15 protein-coding genes are annotated in these 17407 nt (G+C 63.5%); 9 read left to right on the top strand and 6 right to left on the bottom strand.

All coding sequences use genetic code 11. The features are described from left to right. Window positions 1-71: 71 nt before the first annotated feature. The 5 genes from IB265_RS11030 (at window position 72) to IB265_RS11010 (ending at window position 6475) form a co-directional block, all read left to right on the top strand. Window positions 72-1457 (top strand): aldehyde dehydrogenase family protein, encoded by a 1386-nt coding sequence (locus IB265_RS11030; protein ID WP_057253394.1) that lies wholly within the window; start codon window positions 72-74, stop codon window positions 1455-1457. Beyond that, window positions 1454-2599, top strand: a complete 1146-nt coding sequence (locus tag IB265_RS11025) for an iron-containing alcohol dehydrogenase (protein ID WP_192494782.1) — start codon at window positions 1454-1456, stop codon at window positions 2597-2599. The genes IB265_RS11030 and IB265_RS11025 overlap by 4 nt, the downstream gene beginning before the upstream one ends. Window positions 2600-2837: 238 nt before the next feature. Next, window positions 2838-3584: a ParA family protein gene (locus IB265_RS11020; protein WP_192494781.1), complete on the top strand. Its 747-nt coding sequence runs from the start codon at window positions 2838-2840 to the stop codon at window positions 3582-3584. 186 nt (window positions 3585-3770) lie between these two features. Beyond that, window positions 3771-4490 (top strand): ParA family protein, encoded by a 720-nt coding sequence (locus IB265_RS11015; RefSeq protein ID WP_192494780.1) that lies wholly within the window; start codon window positions 3771-3773, stop codon window positions 4488-4490. Between the two features lie 464 nt (window positions 4491-4954). Beyond that, window positions 4955-6475 (top strand): globin-coupled sensor protein, encoded by a 1521-nt coding sequence (locus IB265_RS11010; protein WP_192494779.1) that lies wholly within the window; start codon window positions 4955-4957, stop codon window positions 6473-6475. A gap of 95 nt (window positions 6476-6570) precedes the next feature. On the opposite strand, the gene IB265_RS11005 is transcribed toward IB265_RS11010, so the two are convergent. From IB265_RS11005 to IB265_RS10995, 3 genes are all read right to left on the bottom strand, one after another. After that, a complete protein-coding gene (locus IB265_RS11005; RefSeq protein WP_057253403.1) occupies window positions 6571-7101 on the bottom strand; it encodes a dihydrofolate reductase family protein in 531 nt (176 codons plus the stop codon). A gap of 284 nt (window positions 7102-7385) precedes the next feature. Then, window positions 7386-8675, bottom strand: a complete 1290-nt coding sequence (locus tag IB265_RS11000) for an FAD-binding oxidoreductase (protein ID WP_057253405.1) — start codon at window positions 8673-8675, stop codon at window positions 7386-7388. A 497-nt stretch (window positions 8676-9172) separates the two neighbouring features. Continuing rightward, the gene (locus tag IB265_RS10995; protein WP_057253407.1) at window positions 9173-10600 is read right to left on the bottom strand and encodes a L,D-transpeptidase; all 1428 of its coding nucleotides are present in this window, start codon (window positions 10598-10600) and stop codon (window positions 9173-9175) included. Window positions 10601-10767: 167 nt separating this feature from the next. Between IB265_RS10995 and IB265_RS10990 the strand changes: the two genes are divergently transcribed. The 3 genes from IB265_RS10990 (at window position 10768) to IB265_RS10980 (ending at window position 12446) form a co-directional block, all read left to right on the top strand. Then, window positions 10768-11601: a DUF4432 family protein gene (locus tag IB265_RS10990; protein ID WP_057254373.1), complete on the top strand. Its 834-nt coding sequence runs from the start codon at window positions 10768-10770 to the stop codon at window positions 11599-11601. 90 nt (window positions 11602-11691) lie between these two features. Next, the gene (locus tag IB265_RS10985; RefSeq protein ID WP_057253408.1) at window positions 11692-12030 is read left to right on the top strand and encodes a TIGR01244 family sulfur transferase; all 339 of its coding nucleotides are present in this window, start codon (window positions 11692-11694) and stop codon (window positions 12028-12030) included. A gap of 65 nt (window positions 12031-12095) precedes the next feature. Further along, window positions 12096-12446, top strand: a complete 351-nt coding sequence (locus IB265_RS10980) for a cupin domain-containing protein (RefSeq protein WP_057253410.1) — start codon at window positions 12096-12098, stop codon at window positions 12444-12446. A 264-nt stretch (window positions 12447-12710) separates the two neighbouring features. On the opposite strand, the gene IB265_RS10975 is transcribed toward IB265_RS10980, so the two are convergent. From IB265_RS10975 to IB265_RS10965, 3 genes are read right to left on the bottom strand one after another with little or no spacing between them, the layout of a single operon-like run. Next, window positions 12711-14357 (bottom strand): thiamine pyrophosphate-binding protein, encoded by a 1647-nt coding sequence (locus IB265_RS10975; RefSeq protein ID WP_057253412.1) that lies wholly within the window; start codon window positions 14355-14357, stop codon window positions 12711-12713. A gap of 45 nt (window positions 14358-14402) precedes the next feature. Further along, window positions 14403-15356 carry a DMT family transporter gene (locus tag IB265_RS10970; protein ID WP_057253414.1) on the bottom strand — a complete coding sequence of 318 codons (954 nt, stop codon included), beginning with the start codon at window positions 15354-15356 and terminating at the stop codon, window positions 14403-14405. An 11-nt stretch (window positions 15357-15367) separates the two neighbouring features. Continuing rightward, window positions 15368-16303, bottom strand: coding sequence for an alpha/beta fold hydrolase (locus IB265_RS10965; RefSeq protein WP_057253416.1), 936 nt, complete (start codon window positions 16301-16303; stop codon window positions 15368-15370). Between the two features lie 185 nt (window positions 16304-16488). On the opposite strand from IB265_RS10965, the gene IB265_RS10960 reads away from it, so the two are divergent. After that, the gene (locus IB265_RS10960; protein WP_244495687.1) at window positions 16489-17271 is read left to right on the top strand and encodes a ribonuclease T2; all 783 of its coding nucleotides are present in this window, start codon (window positions 16489-16491) and stop codon (window positions 17269-17271) included. The last annotated feature ends 136 nt before the right edge of the window (window positions 17272-17407 follow it).

Raw genomic sequence — 17407 nt, 5'->3', positions numbered from 1 at the left:
TCTCTCACACGGTGGCCGATCCTGGCAGGGTCGGCCACCGCATCATTCGCAATGAAAGCAGGAAAACGATCATGAGCATGATCAAGTGCATTTCGCCCGTGAACGGCGAAGTCTACGCGGAACGCCCGGCGATGCCGCTGGAGCTGGCAAAACAGGTGGTTTCCCGCGCCCGCCAGGCGCAGAAGGCCTGGGCGCGCCGTCCGCTCGACGAGCGCGTCAACCTGGTGCTATCAGGTGTCGCCCGCCTCAATGAAATGGTCGACGAGGTGGTGCCGGAGCTTGCCTGGCAGATGGGCCGGCCGGTGCGCTACGGCGGCGAGTTCAAAGGCTTCAACGAGCGCTCGAACTATGTCGCGACGATCGCCGCCGATGCGCTGAAGCCGCTGGTGATCGAGGAAAGCGACCGCTTCGAGCGCCGCATCGCCCGCGAGCCGCATGGCGTCGTCTTCGTCGTCGCGCCGTGGAACTATCCTTACATGACCGCGATCAACACGGTCGCCCCGGCGCTGATGGCCGGCAATACCGTCATCATCAAACATGCGAGCCAGACGATCCTCGTCGGCGAGCGCATGGTGCGCGCCTTCGTCGAGGCCGGCGTTCCCGCCGACGTCTTCCAGAACATCTTCCTCGACCATGAGACATCAGCGGCGCTGATTGCTGCCAAGAGCTTCGATTTCGTCAACTTCACCGGCTCGGTCGAGGGCGGACGGTCGATCGAGCGCGCGGCTGCCGGCACCTTCACCGGTCTCGGCCTCGAACTCGGCGGCAAGGATCCGGGCTACGTCATGGAAGACGCCGACCTCGATGCGGCCGTCGACACGCTGATGGATGGCGCCACTTACAATTCCGGCCAGTGCTGCTGCGGCATCGAGCGCATCTACGTGCATGAAAAGCTCTATGACACCTTCGTCGAGAAGTCGGTCGCCTGGGTTTCCAATTACAAGCTCGGCAATCCGCTCGATCCGGAAACGACGCTCGGGCCGATGGCAAACAAGCGCTTTGCCGCGACCGTGCGCGAGCAGATCGCCGATGCGGTTGCCAAGGGCGCCAAGGCGCTGATCGATCCGAAACTGTTCCCGCAGGACGATGGCGGCGCCTATCTCGCGCCGCAGATCCTTACCAATGTCGATCACTCCATGGCCTTCATGCGCGAAGAGACCTTTGGTCCGGCCGTCGGCATCATGAAGGTGAAGAGCGACAGCCAGGCGATCGAGCTGATGAACGACTCGCAATATGGCCTCACCGCATCGCTCTGGACCAAGGATGCCGAGCGCGCCGCGCGCATCGGCGCCGACATCGAGACCGGCACGGTGTTCATGAACCGCGCCGACTATCTCGACCCGGCGCTTTGCTGGACCGGCGTCAAGGAAACGGGCCGTGGCGGCTCGCTCTCGGTCATCGGCTTCCAGAACCTTACGCGTCCGAAATCCTACCATCTGAAGAAAGTCACCGCATGACCATCACCGCCAACTGGAGCTATCCGACCGCCATCAAGTTCGGTGCCGGCCGGATCAAGGAGCTTGCCGACCATTGCAAGGCGGCGGGCATGAAGAAGCCGCTGCTGATCACCGACCGGGGCCTCGCGCCGATGGCGATCACCCAGAACGCGCTCGATATCCTGAGCGCCGCCGGTCTCGGCCGGGCGATCTTCGCCGATGTCGATCCGAACCCGAATGACGTCAACCTTGAAGCCGGCGTCAAGGCCTTCAAGGATGGCGGTCATGATGGCGTCGTCGCCTTTGGCGGCGGCTCAGGCCTCGATCTCGGCAAGTGCGTCGCCTTCATGGCCGGGCAGAGCCGCCCGGTCTGGGACTTCGAGGACATCGGCGATTGGTGGACGCGCGCAAGCGTCGAAGGCATCGCGCCGATCGTCGCCGTGCCGACGACCGCCGGCACCGGCTCTGAAGTCGGCCGCGCCAGCGTCATCACCAATTCGGCAAGCCACGTGAAGAAGGTGATCTTCCACCCGAAGTTCCTGCCGGCAGTCACGATCTGCGACCCGGAACTGACGGTCGGCATGCCGAAGGCGATTACTGCCGGCACCGGCATGGATGCCTTTGCCCATTGCCTGGAAGCCTACTCCTCGCCCTTCTACCATCCGATGTCGGCCGGCATCGCGCTCGAAGGCATGCGCCTGGTGAAAGAGTACTTGCCGCGCGCCTACAAGGACGGCGCCGACATCGAGGCCCGCGCCAACATGATGAGTGCCGCTGCCATGGGTGCCGTCGCCTTCCAGAAGGGCCTCGGCGCGATCCATTCGCTGTCGCACCCGGTCGGCGCGATCTACAACACCCATCACGGCATGACCAATGCGGTGGTGATGCCGCCGGTGCTGCGCTTCAACCGCCCGGCAATCGAAGAGAAGATCGTGCGTGCCGCCGCCTATCTCGGCATTGCCGGCGGCTTCGATGGTTTTTACGACTACGTGCTGAAGCTGCGCGAGGAACTCGGCGTACCGGATAAGCTGTCGGCACTCGGCGTCGGGACCGACCGCATCGACGAGATGTCGGAGATGGCGATCGTCGACCCGACGGCGGGCGGCAACCCGGTCGAACTGACGCTGGATGCCGCGAAGAAACTCTTCCGCGAGTGCATCTGACATAGTGTTGCTGGCGCCTCGCCCGGGTGAGGCGCCAGATCTCCCTTAGTTTAGAGGGGTCGAGAATACCACTTGCCATTGCAGCCGATTTGTCACCTAATTGTCACGGAACTGTCACGATTTGGTTCGCTGGAAGCGCGGCCTTCACAGTTCGTTTACCGCGATCTGAAACGCTTCCATTAGGGTGTGCGTATGTTTCGGCCCGGAACCAAGGGCCGCGGTGAGTTAGGGTCGAGCAATGGCGATTATGTCCCTCGCGAATGCGAAGGGGGGAGCTGGCAAGACGACGGCAGCGTTGTTGCTCGCCAGCGAGCTTGCCCGGCGCGGCGACCGGGTTGCGGTTCTCGATTGCGACCAACTCGCCTGCATGACCGACTGGTTTAGGCACGGTCGAAGCGACAGCAATCTCTCCGTCATCTCCGGTGTCACCACGACCACCCTCAGCGACCACCTCAGGCGGCTGCGCGGTCGCGTCGAGCATGTGGTCATCGACCTCTCGGGAGCGGCCGACGTGCTGGTCGCGCTTGCGATCGGGCTTTCCGATCTGACGCTGATCCCGGTTCAGGGCTGCGTCATGGATGCGCGCGGCGCCACGCAGGTGCTCGAACTGATCCGCTATATCGAGAACAATGCGCACGCCAATATCAACCATGCGGTGCTGTTGACACGGGTCAACGCCATCGTGACGACGCGGGCGATGCGCAAGGTCAAGCTGATGCTGGCCGAATGCAAGATCCGCCTCGTCGATACGCCGCTGGTAGAACGCACGGCTTTTCGCGAACTGTTCGAGCAGGGCGATACGCTCTATTCGCTCGATGCTGCCAGGGTCAGTAATCTGGCAAAGGCCCAGGCCAATGCACGCGCCTTTGCCGATGACGTGCTGAGGCTGCTCAACCCGGCCGGAGAAACGATGCGGCACGGTCCGTTCTCATCGATGTGCTACCGCTCGGAGCGGGCGCCGGACCCGGTCGCACTGCCGGCCTGAGAGCCGGAACCTCTGCTCCTTTTCATCTTCATTGCGGCGTACCGCCGGTCTTCCGGCCGCGTGACTGTCAGGTTTCACGTAGCCGCGTTACCAATTCGTTAACCATGATCTGAAAGGTTTCGTTAAGAGGCGAACCACCGGCCATGGCCGGGTTCGGCGCGGAACACGCACAGAATGAGGAATATCATGGCGGTCATCACTTTCGCCAATGCAAAGGGCGGCGCGGGCAAGACGACGGCGGCGCTGATCCTGTCGACGGAGCTGGCAAGGCAAGGACATCGTGTCGTGGTTCTCGATGCCGATCCGCAGCGCTGGATCACGAGCTGGTCCGAAGCTTCCGGCCACATCGCCAACCTCACGGTGATCTCGCATATCACGCCCGGCTCGCTCGAATGTCATATTCGCGAGATGAAGGATGAGGCGGATTACATCGTCATCGATCTCGCGGGCGCGAAAGACCAGATTGTCGCACTGGCGCTGGCCATTTCCGATCAGGTGCTGATCCCGGCGCAGGGTTGCGCCATGGATGCGCGCGGCGCTGCGCAGATTCTCGAACTCATCCGCCAGATCGAGGATCGGTCCAAGCAACGCATCAACCATTCGGTCGTGCTCACCCGCGTCAATTCGCTCGTCACCACGCGCGCGCTGCAGACGATCAAAGCCATGCTCGCCGAGCGCGGCGTTTCGGTGCTCGACACGCCGATCGTCGAGCGTGCCGCCTATCGCGAGATTTTCGACTGCGGCGGCACGCTGCAGACGATGGATCCGGCCCGTGTCAGCAACCTCGACAAGGCGCGCGAAAACGCCTTCGCATTGGCAAAAGAAGTGCAGGCGCTGTTGCCGGTCAAGGCGCGCCGTTCCTGGGCCGCACGCATGCCGTCCTGGGCGTCGCGCAACGCCGCCTGATCTTTTCCTCGAATTGTTCCCTTTCAACCGGAATTGACGTTCGTCAGTTCCGGTTGAATCCTGTTTCAGCCTTCGCGAAATAGCTGTCGTCCGTAAGGCTTCTTTTACCCTGTGCTTCTAACAGTGGCCAAGGACACAGCTTGCCCCGCGATATCAGCAATCGGGCAATCGGCCGCCATGACTGCGGCCATGATCTCAGACGCCTACAGCGCCGCGCGTCTTATCAGACGCGCAAAGGTCGCTGTAGCACTTTGAAGTGCTGCATGTTTTTGTCCCTTAATCGAATACGATTAAAGGAAACATGCAGTGCGCCGTCGATCCTGTCTCCATGATCCACAACAGCGCCGCGCGTCTTATCGGGCGCGCCAAGGTCGTTGTATCACTTTGAACTGCTGCATGTTTTTGTCCTCAAATCGAATGCGATTTACGGGGACGTGCAGTAGAGCATGCAAGGAAGCTCGCGCATGAAAACGGAACACACCGCTGCCGGTACGCAGGATGTTGCCGGTCGTCTGAATTTCATGGCGCTCGACGATGCCGCCAGAACGAGCCTCAAGGCGCTGAAGCCGATCCTTGAAAAGGAACTGAAGCCGGCGCTCGACAAGTTCTATGGCAAGGTGAAGGCGACGCCCGAGACGAAGCGCTTCTTCTCGTCCGACAGCCATATCGACCGTGCCAAGGGCGCGCAGGTCGGCCACTGGGCAAACATCGCCGACGCCAATTTCAATGAAGACTACAGCGCCAAGGTCCGCACCATCGGCCAGGTCCACGCGCGCATCGGCCTCGAGCCGCGCTGGTACATCGGCGGCTATGCGCTGATCGCCGAACATCTGATCACCGAAATCGTTAGGGCGTACTGGCCGAAGGCCGGTCTGTTTTCGCGCCAGACCACCTCGGCAGAAGAGCTGGGCGCCATGCTGTCGAGCCTCGTCAAGGGCGTGTTCCTCGATATGGACCTGTCGATCTCGGTCTACATGGATGCGTCCGACGTGACCAAGCAGCGGGCCGTCCAGGAGGAAGTGCTGGCGGCCGAGCGCGCGCTGATCAGCAAGACATTCGGCGCCGCCTTGAAGAAGATCGCCGACGGCGATCTGACGGCGCGCATCGGCGCCGATCTGCCGGTCGCCTATCAGGAGCTTGGCGAAAACTTCAACCACGCGATCGGCGAGCTCTCTCGTGCCATCGGCGGCATCGAGGCCGGCGCCAGCCAGATCCACACGAGCGCCAAGGAAATCGCAGCGGCGGCCGACGATCTTGCCCGGCGGACGGAGCGGCAGGCGGCCAATCTCGAAGAAACGGCGGCAGCCGTCGAGCAGGTGACGCGCACGGTCAAGCAGACGGCCGAAGGCGCCAACCAGGCGAATTCGACGGTGATCGCGGCGCGCGCCAATGCCGAACAGAGCGGCGAGATCGTCAGCCACGCGATCGAGGTGATGCAGGAGATCCAGACGTCGTCTGCCAGCATCGCCCGGATCGTCGACGTGATCGACGAGATCGCCTTCCAGACCAACCTGCTGGCGCTGAACGCCGGTATCGAAGCGGCGCGGGCCGGCGAGGCGGGCAGGGGCTTTGCCGTTGTTGCGTCGGAAGTCCGCGCGCTCGCACAGCGCTGTGCCGACGCAGCGAAGGATATCCAGGGGCTGATCGCCAAGTCACGCGGCCAGGTGGACGATGGGGTGAACTCGGTCAACCAGGTGGCCCAGTCGCTGCAGCAGATCGTGGCGCAGGTGGTCGAAGTCAGCTCCGTCTTCGGCGCCATCCGCGCCAGCACCGCCGAACAGGCAACCGGCCTGCAGGAGGTCAACACCGCGATCACCCAGATGGACCAGATCACCCAGCAGAATGCCGCGATGGTCGAACAGGCCAACGCCGCAAGCCAGGCGCTGACGGGCGAGGCCGAGCACATCGCCATGCGCCTGCGCGCCTTCCGGACCTCTGCGCAGGTACAGGTCAGTGCTGGTTCGGGTTACCGCGCGGCGGCGTGATCGTGCATTCCGTCTTGAAAGACGACGCCTCGGGTCAGGCATGATCCGGGGCGTTTATTTGTAGGACTGGGCGGCCTGCGTTTTCGCCAGCGAGATCAAGCAGGAACGTAGGTCAACCTCACCACATCCTCGCCAATCGGATCGTGAGCTACGAGACGGAGCGGCGGTCGGGGGCCGGCGAAATAGGGATTGCCGCGACCGAGCACGACCGGGTGCAGGTAGATCCGGTACTCGTCGATCAGGCCAAGCTCGGTGAGGCTGTGCGCGAGGACCGGGCCAGCCACCTCGATCTCGCCGTCGTGCTCGGCCTTCAGCTTGCGCACCGCGGCCGCTAGATCACCGTCGACGAGCCGGGCATTGGGGCCCACAGAGGTCAGGGAGCGCGAAACGACCCATTTCGGCTGCTTCCGCCACGCCGTCGCGAAGGCCCGTTCGTCTTCATCCCATTCAGGATGCTCGTCGTCCCAGTAGCGCATGATCTCATAGATACGGCGACCGTATAGGCTGCCCGCCTGCCGCTCGGCCTCCTCGATGAAGTGGCGAAAGAGCGTCGGGCTTGGCGCAAACTCCATGTGATCGACGTAACCGTCCAGCGACTGGTTCATTCCGAACACGAGCTTTGCCATGGGCCAATTCCTTGTCTCGAATGGCACGTTCGCACCGATCTGATTGCGATGTGCAATCGGTGTAAGTTAGATCTACTGATGCTATTTTGCAATCGGTTTTGGGTTTCGCATGAGCCCGCGCGCTAGCGAACAGCCGCGAGAACTCCAGCCGACCGGCTGACGGCGCGGAGATGGCCGGTCTGCCGGGACCGTCCACTCAGGGGGCGCGGAGCTTCCAGGATGACGGAAAAGGAAGTGGAGGTGGCGGACCGGCATGACCGGTCAGCCTATCCGCCAAGCAGCGTTCAGAAGCGCCGGTCGATGAAGTGTTTGGCCTGGGCGCCGGCGTGGTAGAAGGCCGACTTCACGGTGCGCCAGGTGTCGGGCGTGACGGGCGTTTCCGCAAGTGGGATCGCCGAGGTCTCGCCGGTGACATGGTTGGCGAGTGCGCGGCCGAAGACGGTGCCCGGGGCGATGCCGCGGCCGTTGTAGCCGCTGACGGAGACGACGTTGGGCGCAAGTGTGTGCATGGCCGGCAGGTTGTTGGTGGTCATGCCGATGCGGCCGTCCCACCAGTATTCAAAGCGGAAGTCGCCGATATAGGGGAAGAGCTTGCGCAGCGAGCGGGCGGCAAAGGCGCGGTGCGTGCCTTCGGCGATCGCGTCGAGCCTGCCGATCGAGCCGAAGATCAGCCGGTCCTGCTGGTCCATGCGGAACGACGTCATGACGAGGCCGGTGTCCCAGGTGCCCTGGCGTTCCGGCAGGATACGGCCCGCGACCGCATCGGGCAGCGGATTGGTGGCGAACTGGAAATAGGGCAGGATCGTTAGTTCCTGCGTATGCGCCTGCCACGGGCTTTCGGCGAAGAGGCCGCCATAGGCGTTGGTGGCAAGGATCACCTGCTTGGCGCGGATGACGCTGTTGCCTGCCTTCAGCACCCAGGTCTCGCCCTGGCGTTCGGCGCCTGTCAGCGGCGTGTCGGTGTAGATCTCGGCACCGGCGGCAAGGGCTGCGCGTGCCAAGCCGCGGGCATAGGCGAGCGGCTGGATGGTGCCGGCGCGGCGATCGAGCAGGGCGCCGGAAAAGCCTTCGGCGCCGGTGAGCGCATGCGCCCGCTCGGCGGAGAGCGCCTCTACCGGGGCGCCGCGCTTCTGCCATTGCGCTTCGCGATCCCTGATTTCCGTGACACCTTCGCTACCGACGGCCATGTGCAGCGTGCCGTTGCGCACCGCCTCGCAGGCGATGCCGTGTTTTTTGACCAGGGCATAGACCATCGACGGGCCATCGCCGAGCTCGGTGAGCAGGCGGTTGCCGGCGGCCGGACCGAGGGTCGAGATGAGATCGTCGGGCTTCACCCACATGCCGGCATTGACGAGGCCGACATTGCGGCCGGAGCCGCCGAAGCCGATCATCTTCGCCTCGATCACCGTTGCCTTGATCCCTTTTTCGGCGAGGTGCAGGGCTGCCGATAGGCCGGTGAAGCCGCCGCCGACGATCGCGACATCGGTCGTCAGGTCGCGGCTGAGCGGCCTGGTTTCGGGCGCGGCCGGTGCCGTCGCATGCCAGAGGTTGGGCAGGGTGCGCTCCGTCGCCATCGCGGCAATCCTTCAAGTGCGGCCGGACGTCCGGCTATAGGTCAGGGTTCTCTCGGTGATAGCCGATTGCGGGGAAAATTCTCATGACAATGTTTCATGAAGTCATGATGCAAGGCCGGCGCGAGAGGCATCGGGGCGCTGTGCGATGGGGGGTGATGAGAAAAACCGCAGCTGGGTCGTCGGCAGCTGCGGTCTTGTAAATGTATACGTCTGAAAAATCTTTGCCGAAACGTCGTCTCGCTTCGGCGATACATCTTTAAAAACGTGCCTGTCGTGGATGGTCAATCAGGCAACGCCATCTTCTATGCCGTTTGGCGGAAGTCACTCACCCAATTGGGGGAAATGGTGCAAAAAAGCTTTCGGCAGCGGCGGTTGGCCTGCGCCGAGCGTCTTATCAAGACGCGCAAAGGTCGCTGTAGCGCTTTGAACTGCTGCATGTTTTTGTCCTTCAATCGGCTAAGATTAAAGGAAACATGCAGTAGCCGAACGCAATGGCGTCAATCGACGAATTCGACGGTCACGCCGGGGCTGACCATTTTGGCGAGCTCGGTCGCATCCCAGTTGGTGAGGCGCACGCAGCCGTGGCTCTGGGTCTTGCCGATCTTGGAGGGTTCCGGCGTGCCGTGAATGCCGTAGGTCGGCTTCGAGAGCGCGATCCAGACGGTGCCGACCGGGCCGTTCGGGCCGGGCTGCAACGTGAGGATCTTGTCGTTGTTGCCCTGCCTGAAGTTGATCTTCGGGTTGTAGGTGTAGCCGGGATTGAGCGCGATGCGCTCGACATTGACGGTGCCCGAAGGCGATGGCGTGTCGGACGAGCCGATCGTTGCCGGATAGGCGGCGATCAGCTTGCCGGTGTCGTCATAGGCGAGCACCTGCTTGCGCGCCTTGTCGGCGAGGATGCGGGCGACCTTGCCGGCCTTGTTCGCACCCGGATTGATCACCTTGATGATGGTGCCCGGGATGGTGAAGTCGACGCCCGGGTTCAGCTCGCGCAGATAGGCTTCGTCCATGTGGAACTTTTCGCCGAGCATTTCCGTCGTCGAGGTGAAGGACATATGCGGCAGCATCGCCTTGTGCGCGTAGTCCTCCGGGATCGACGCGACATAGGGGCCGGCAGCGTCGGCAGCCGTGATCGTATAGCTGGTGATCGGCATGCCGCCGCTCATGCGCAGCCGCTCGAGGATGTCCTCGGTGTTGTTGGGGTCGAGCGTCTCGCCGGTCGACTGCTGCCAGGCCTCGATCGCCTTGGTCACGTTCGAGCCCATCTTACCGTCGATCACGCCGGGCGAAAAACCTTCTCGGTCGAGGAAAACCTGCAGGGCGGTGATCTCGGCGCGCGACTTGCTCTTGACCGTCATTGCCGGCGGCATCGACTGGCGCATGGGCTGGGTGTCGTTCGGATCGATCGCGGCTTCTTCAGTGCCGTCGATCAGGCCCGGAAGGCTGTTCGGCAGCTCGTTGCCATCGGTGGATGGCGGCACCACGTCGCGGTAGTCGGGGATGGAACCGGTGACTTCGCCAGGCTCGGAATAGCCGTAGCCGCGCTCGGTGTCGCGATTGCGGCGGTTCGAATAGATGTCGACGTCGCCCTCGCGGCGATAGCCGCCATAGCCATCCTGGCGGCCGCGATTGGGCACGACGGTCGCCACCACATTGCCCCAGCTATCGATCAGCAGCGTGCGCCCGCGGCTGTCGCGCATGGTCTGCACCTCATCGGCGCGCGGCACGTAGTCGAGAATTTCGCCATCGGGCGTGACCAGCATGACGTCGTCGCCATAGCGATTTCTGCCGCGATAGTCCTGCGCGAAAGCGGCCGTCAAATCCACGGCGAGAAAGCCGGCTGCGGCGAGAAGCGAGAGGCCGATGCGGGTCGCTGACGTCACGTGAGAACCTGTCTTCATTGTAGCGAATGTGGCGCGGTACATTTGGATTTCGACGTTAATGTGAAAAAAATGAATTCATCATGAACAAGCGGTTAAATTCTATCTAGGCGGAGCAGACTTCGGCTTCAACCAATGAAATGTGGCTCTCCTCAGATATCATCGCTTTGTGATTGCAGTGATTCTACGGCCGATTTGAGGAAGAGGACATGCTGAGAACGCTCGAAGAACCTGCGGACGGCCAAGAGAATCATGTGCTGTTCGATCGTCTTTCCGCGCTCGACATCGCCGCCTTCGTCGTCGATGGCGTCGACCTGTCGCCGGGTGCCGCGATCCCCTCTGACGGCGATATCAGGATCGACCGGGCGCTTGCCGGATTTCTCTTCACCTGCGGCCCCGAGCATATCCGCCATCCTGAGCCGATCGAGGGCGGCGCGCGCTACCCGCTGCATGGGTCGCTTGCCGGGACTGCGGTCAGCCACACGCAGATGGCGAGCGATGGAGCCGAGTGCACGGCGACGATCGAGGTGGCGCTAGCCGATGGCGGGCAGGCGCGGATCGAGCGGCGGTGGCGGATCGATGCGGGGCGGCACGAAGTCGTGCTCGAGGATCGCGTCGTCAACGTGGGGACCTCGGCCTTTCCGCCGATGATGATGTATCACGTCAACATCGCCGGCAGGCTGCTCGGGCCGGTCACCCGTATCCTCAGCGCTTCGCTTGCAGACGGGGAGAGCATCTGGCGCTTCGGCAATGGCGAGAGTGCGCATTTTTGCCTGCCAGCGGCCATCGGTCTCGACGGCTGGTCGGATGTCACCCTCGCAGGCCTTGCCGGGCTCGGTGGGCGCAATCTCCAGGTGCGGTTCCGCATCGACACGCTGCCCTTCCTGCAGATGTGGCGCTGTCAGCGCGGCGAGGCGGATGTGATCAGCATCGAGCCGGTGTCGCACCGCATCGCCAAGCGTCCGGAGCTGGCGGCGGCCGGAGAGTTGATCCCGCTCCTGCCGGGTGAGGCACGGAGCTACGCGATCGCCTTCTCAGTTGCCTGATCTGGCATCTGGAACACGCGGCTTTTGAATTGACGCGGGGAAGGGCTGCGCCTACATCAGAGGCCACCACATTTCCTGAGGAAGACGACCATGGACATCCGCCAGATCAACGACGAATACTCGGTCTCCGGCCAGATCACCGTCGAGGATCTCGACCAGATCAAAGCGCTCGGCTTCAAGTCCATCGTCTGCCACCGCCCGGATTTCGAGGCGCCGGATCAGCCGACCTTCGATTCGATCGCTGCCCGCGCCGAAGAGCTCGGCATCGAAACCAAGCACATCCCCGTCGGCCCGATGGGCGTGACGGCAGACGCGGTAACGAGCATGGTCGATGCGCTCGACGAGTTCCAGCGCCCGATGCTCGGCTATTGCCGCTCCGGCGCGCGCTCGACGGCCGTCTACCAGCAGACCCAGCATATCCGCGGCTGAGCCAGGCTCCAGTTCTATAGATCGCGCTCGGCCGCGTTCGTGTGATCGAACGACGGAGGATCGGCATGGCCGAAGCGCATCTGATTTCGCGTGAGCAATGGGCGGATGAGCCCGAGGTCTGGAAGGGCGAATTCGAGGGCGGCGCCTTTGGCGCCGGACTCTCGGTGATCTTCGTTTCCACGGACGAGATCGGCTACGGGCCGAAGCTGCACCGCCATCCCTATCCCGAGACCTTCATCGTACGCGTCGGCCGGGCGCGCTTCACCGTCGGCGATCGCACGATCGACGCCGAAGCCGGCCAGATCGTCGTGGCGCCGGCCAACGTGCCGCACAAGTTCGAGAATCTCGGGCCGGGGCGCTTGGAGACGACCGACCTGCATGCGGCCGGTACGTTCTCGACGGAATGGCTGGAGTAGGCGGCTCGGGTCGCAGGATAGGGTCGGTTGCAGGCGTGGCTATTTCCCGCGCCGCCGACGCGGCGCTGCTGGATTCCTGTGACAAGCACAGGAATGAGGGAATGCCAGGAGATGCTGCCGCATAGTTATGCCTGGTTTCCACGGAGGCTGACTACGTCGGATGACCGGGGTGCTAGGTCCCAACGCCCTCATTCCTGTGCTTGTCACAGGAATCCAGCCACGGCGCGTCCGCGCCGTGATTGAACCTTCGCCAACAAGACCCGATCAGCCGTTCCTGATATCCGTCAACGTGCGCGTCGGCGTGATCGCTTCGGGATCGAGCTTGATCTCGATGATTGCCGGCTTGCCGCTGGCGCGCGCCCTGAGGAACGCGTCGGCGAACTCTTCCGTCTTCTCGACCGTTTCGCCGTGGCCGCCATAGGCGCGGGCGAGCGCCGCGAAATCCGGATTGGTGAGGTCGGTGGCGCTGACGCGGCCGGGATATTCACGCTCCTGGTGCATGCGGATCGTGCCGTAGATGCCGTTGTTGACGACAACGGTGATGATCGGCAGGCGGTAGCGCACGGCGGTCGCGAATTCCTGGCCGTGCATCAGGAAGCAGCCATCGCCGGCAAAGCAGATGACTTCGCGATCCGGATGCAACTGCTTGGCGGCAACGGCGGCCGGCAGGCCGTAACCCATGGAGCCGGAGGCGGGTGCGGCCTGCGTCGCAAAGCGACGGAAGCGGTGGAACCGATGCACCCAGGTGGCATAGTTGCCGGCGCCGTTGGTGAAGATGGTATCCTGAGGCGTGTTCGCCTCGATCCAGTTCATGATCGGGCCCATCTGCACCGCACCTGGACCGGTCTCCGGCGGCGTCGACCATTTGAGATAGGCCGCGTGCATGATTTCCGTGCGCTCGGACCAGACGGGTTCGCCTGCGGGCGCAAGGCCCTCGAGGGCGGCGACGAAGTCGTTCGGGCTTGCGGCGATCGCCAGCTCCGACCGGTAGACGCGGCCGAGCTCGGAACTATCGGGATACACATGCACCAGCGTCTGGCGCGGGTAGGGGCTATCCATGAGCGTGTAGCCGGAGGACGGCATTTCCGAGAAGCGGCCGCCGAGAAGCAGCACGAGATCGGCCTCCTTGATCTCCTTGGCGAGTGCCGGGTTGATGCCGATGCCGACATCGCCGGCATACATTGGATGCAGGTGATCGAAGAGCATCTGGCGGCGGAAGGAGCAACCGACGGGCAGCTTCCAGCGCTCGGCGAAGCGCTGGAAATCCGCGACGCTTTCCGCGGTCCAGCGGGTGCCGCCGATAATGGCGATCGGCCGCTTGGCGGCGGCAAGCATTTCGCCGAGCCGCTTTACCTGCGCCGGGCCCGGATGGCCTTCGACCGGCTGGTAGGCCTTGGCGGCCGGCGCCTCGGCGCTGCGGGTCAGCATGTCTTCGGGCAGCGTCAGCACGACCGGGCCGGGGCGGCCGGACGTGGCGACGGCGAAGGCGCGGGTGACGAATTCCGGAATGCGGGCAGGATCGTCGATCTCGCCGACCCACTTGGCCACTTCGGTGAAGGCGCGGCGGTATTCGATCTCCTGGAAGGCTTCGCGCTCGCGGGCCTCGCTCTGCACCTGGCCGATGAAGAGGATCATCGGGATCGAGTCCTGCCGTGCGACATGGAGACCCGCCGACGCGTTGGTCGCGCCGGGGCCGCGGGTCACCATGCAGATGCCGGGCTCACCCGTCAGCCGGCCCCAGGCATCCGCCATCATTGCGGCGCCGCCTTCCTGGCGGCAGACGAGCACGTCGATGTCGGTGTCGTAAAGCGCGTCCAGCACAGCCAGGTAGCTCTCCCCCGGCACGCAAGCGATGCGTTTCACGCCATTGGCGACGAGTGCGTCGACGACGAGCTGGCCTCCAGTTTTCATGATCTTCCTCCCGATGGTCTTTCTTTTGTAGTCTGATTGTTGTTGTCAGATGGCTGGCGACACCGGAGCGACGCTCGTGTCCTTGTGTATGCGGCGCTCGCGCCAGATGATGTAGAGGCCGGAGCCGATGATGATGGCGATGCCGAGCCACTTCAGTGCATCAGGCAGATCGCCGAAGACGAGCCAGCCGAAGATCGTCGCCGAGACGATTTCCAGATATTGCAGCGGTGCCAGCACCGACGCCGGGGCCGCACGATAGGCGTAGACGCCGAGCACGCCGGAGATGGTGGCGGTGACGCCGACGCCGAGCAGATAGTACCAGGTGTAGCCCTGCGGCCAGACCGGATCGAAGATGCCGGAACCGGTGCCTTCGCCGAAATAGAGAAGCACGAGGCAGAAGAGCCCGCCCCAGATGCCGGCATGAAATTGCATCGACCAGGGGTCCTCGTTCTGCGCGACCATGCGGGTGACGAGCAGGAACACGGCAAGGCCGAAGGCGGCGACAACAGGCAGAAGCGCGATCCAACCGACCTCCTGCATGCTCGGCTGGATGACGAGCAGCGCGCCGAAGAAGCCGACGCCGCAGGCGGTGTAACGCCGCCAGCCGATGGTCTCTTTCAGGAAGATGCTGCCGAGGATCGTCAGGATGATCGGCTCGACGAAGAAGATCGCAATTGCGTCGGCAACCTCCATCACCTTCAGCGTGGTGATGAAGGAGAGCATCGTCACGACCAGGAGGCCGCCGCGCAACGCATGCAGACCCGTCTTGCGCCAGGTGAGATCAAAGAGGCTGCCGCGGAAGAGCACGATCGGCAGGATGAAGACGACCTGAAGCAGGAAGCGGACGGCGGTGATTTCGGCCGAAGGGACGGTCGCAATCGCCAGCTTGGCGAAGATGTCGATCAGCGGCGACAGGAGCACCGAGATCACCATCAGCGTCAGCCCGAAGGAGATGCGGTTGTGGTCCGTGGCGATCTTTTGAAGGGACATGTCGGCCATGATATTTCCGGTCAGCGCCTGCCTGCGACGGCGCCCAAGCACCAGGCGGCAAAGTCCGCCGTCGCCTGTTCCCGGCCGAGTTCGTTGAGGGTCTCGTGGCGCATGCCGTCATAAACGGTGACGGTAACGTTGGTCAGACCGGCCGCTTTCATCTTGGCGCCGAGCCAGCGAATGGCATTGCCCATCTCGGTTGACGGGTCGGCGCTGCCGCCGACGAGATGAATGGGCAGGTCCTTGCGGAGCCGCGTCAGCCGGTCGGGCCGGGCGCCGCCGAAGGATAGCCGGAAAAGGTCGAGCCAGAGCGAGACGGTCGCATCGAAACCGCAGAGCGGGTCGGCCGCGTATTTCGCGACCTCGGCATCGTCGCGCGAGAGCCAGTCGAGATCGGTCTTGCGATCCTTGATCGCGCCGCCCCACATGCCGAAGGTAAGCTTGGTCAGGAGCGGGCTCGGCACATCCGAACCCTTCAGCGCCTTCTCGATTTTCAGGATCATCTGGCCGCCGCGGCCGGCGAGGCCGGGACGGAAATTGGAGTTCCAGACGGCGAGCGCATCATAGAGGCCGGGATCAGCCTCGGCTGCGTTCAGCGCAATCAGCCCGCCCATGGAATGGCCGAAGAGGATGACGGGAAGACCCGGATGGGCGGCGGTCGCGATTTCGCGCACAGCCCGGATATCGGCGAAGATCTTGTCGAGGCCGTCGCGGCTCGAAAACATGCCGAGCGGGGCGTCGGGCGCGCGCGTCTCGCCATGGCCGCGATGGTCGTGGGCATAGACCTGGAAGCCATGCGCGGCCATCGCTTCGGCAAAGCGGGCGTAGCGGCCGGAATGTTCGGCAAGGCCGTGGCTGATGAGGAGGATGCCGCGCGCATGAGCGGTCGCGGGGAAATGGCGCCAGCTCAAGGTGGCTCCGGTCGGGCTCTGATGTGTCTTCACCTGCCCGAACACGATTTCCCCCGGCAACAACGACAGACCAATTCGATATCAAATCGATTTGCAAGGCAAAGGCAATCGCCGCTTGTTGCTCGTTGCGCATGAGGTCACACGCGAATGTGCGCTCATCTTAATTAAGAGTTGCAATTTTCCCGTTTTGAGCGATATTCGTTCCTGTTTTGTTTCCGCAGGAGGATATCATGGTTAGTTTCTGTAAGGCGATATCGGGTCCGATGGCAGGACTGCTGGCGGCGTTGGCGCTGTTCCTTGCGCCGGCCGCCTTTGCTGCCGGCGAGGAAATGTCGGATCAAGGGGGTTCCGAAGGCGCGACCAGCCGCACGGAATATGTGCTGGCGGTGAGCTGGCAGCCGGGCTTCTGCGAAACGCGGCCGCAACGCAAGGAATGCGAAAGCCAGACCGCAGAGCGTTTCGACGCCACCAATCTCTCGCTGCATGGCCTCTGGCCCCTGCGCAAAAGCTATTGCGGGGTAACGGCCGAGGTGCGCGCGAAGGATCGCAAGGGCAGCTGGCTTGAACTGCCGAAACTCGCCATGGCAGACGACACGGCGGCGCGGCTGCTGATCGCCATGCCCGGCGTGCAATCCGGCCTCGACCGGCACCAGTGGCTGCGCAGCGGCACCTGCCAGAGCGACTCGGTCGACGACTATTTCTCGGCGCAGCTGCGCATGCTGGAGGAGCTCAACCGCTCGGCGGTCGGCGCGCTGTTCCGTCAGCGCATCGGCTCCGAACTCGACGAGGCGACGATCAAGCAAGCCTTCGACCAGAGTTTTGGCACTGGCGCCGGCGACCGGGTGCGCATGCGATGCCAGACGGTTCAGGGGCGCAGCATCATCACCGGGCTGACGATCGGGCTGACCGGCGACGTCATGAAGGCGTCCAGCCTCGCGCCGCTGATCCAGGCGGCCGGGCCGACCGAGTTCAAATGCGCCAAGGGTATTGCCGATACGGCCGGGCGAAGCTGAGCCGCTTCGCAGGCACTGTTCTTCGGCAGCGAATGTGCTGGAGGCGCAGGGTTGCCGCATGGGATAGGTGGGGGGACAAGCCGAGGCGAATGCCTTTGCTCATTGCCCCCTTCCTATAATTCGCCTACATAGCGGG

It is taken from the genome of Ensifer sp. ENS10, assembly GCF_014852025.1.
Taxonomy (GTDB): Bacteria; Pseudomonadota; Alphaproteobacteria; order Rhizobiales; family Rhizobiaceae; genus Ensifer.
The sequence above is the reverse complement of the archived record's forward strand: the minus strand, read 5'-3'. Positions and strand labels throughout refer to the sequence as shown.

Excerpts from the sequence above, each read along its gene's own strand:
- IB265_RS10995 (WP_057253407.1), bottom strand. The coding sequence starts at position 10,600 with ATGTACCGCGCCACATTCGCTACAATGAAGACAGGTTCTCACGTGACG.
- IB265_RS10970 (WP_057253414.1), bottom strand. The coding sequence starts at position 15,356 with ATGGCCGACATGTCCCTTCAAAAGATCGCCACGGACCACAACCGCATC.
- IB265_RS11000 (WP_057253405.1), bottom strand. The coding sequence starts at position 8,675 with ATGGCGACGGAGCGCACCCTGCCCAACCTCTGGCATGCGACGGCACCG.
- IB265_RS10985 (WP_057253408.1), top strand. The coding sequence starts at position 11,692 with ATGGACATCCGCCAGATCAACGACGAATACTCGGTCTCCGGCCAGATC.
- IB265_RS11025 (WP_192494782.1), top strand. The coding sequence starts at position 1,454 with ATGACCATCACCGCCAACTGGAGCTATCCGACCGCCATCAAGTTCGGT.
- IB265_RS11010 (WP_192494779.1), top strand. The coding sequence starts at position 4,955 with ATGAAAACGGAACACACCGCTGCCGGTACGCAGGATGTTGCCGGTCGT.
- IB265_RS10980 (WP_057253410.1), top strand. The coding sequence starts at position 12,096 with ATGGCCGAAGCGCATCTGATTTCGCGTGAGCAATGGGCGGATGAGCCC.
- IB265_RS10960 (WP_244495687.1), top strand. The coding sequence starts at position 16,489 with ATGGTTAGTTTCTGTAAGGCGATATCGGGTCCGATGGCAGGACTGCTG.
- IB265_RS11030 (WP_057253394.1), top strand. The coding sequence starts at position 72 with ATGAGCATGATCAAGTGCATTTCGCCCGTGAACGGCGAAGTCTACGCG.
- IB265_RS10975 (WP_057253412.1), bottom strand. The coding sequence starts at position 14,357 with ATGAAAACTGGAGGCCAGCTCGTCGTCGACGCACTCGTCGCCAATGGC.
- IB265_RS11015 (WP_192494780.1), top strand. The coding sequence starts at position 3,771 with ATGGCGGTCATCACTTTCGCCAATGCAAAGGGCGGCGCGGGCAAGACG.
- IB265_RS11020 (WP_192494781.1), top strand. The coding sequence starts at position 2,838 with ATGGCGATTATGTCCCTCGCGAATGCGAAGGGGGGAGCTGGCAAGACG.
- IB265_RS11005 (WP_057253403.1), bottom strand. The coding sequence starts at position 7,101 with ATGGCAAAGCTCGTGTTCGGAATGAACCAGTCGCTGGACGGTTACGTC.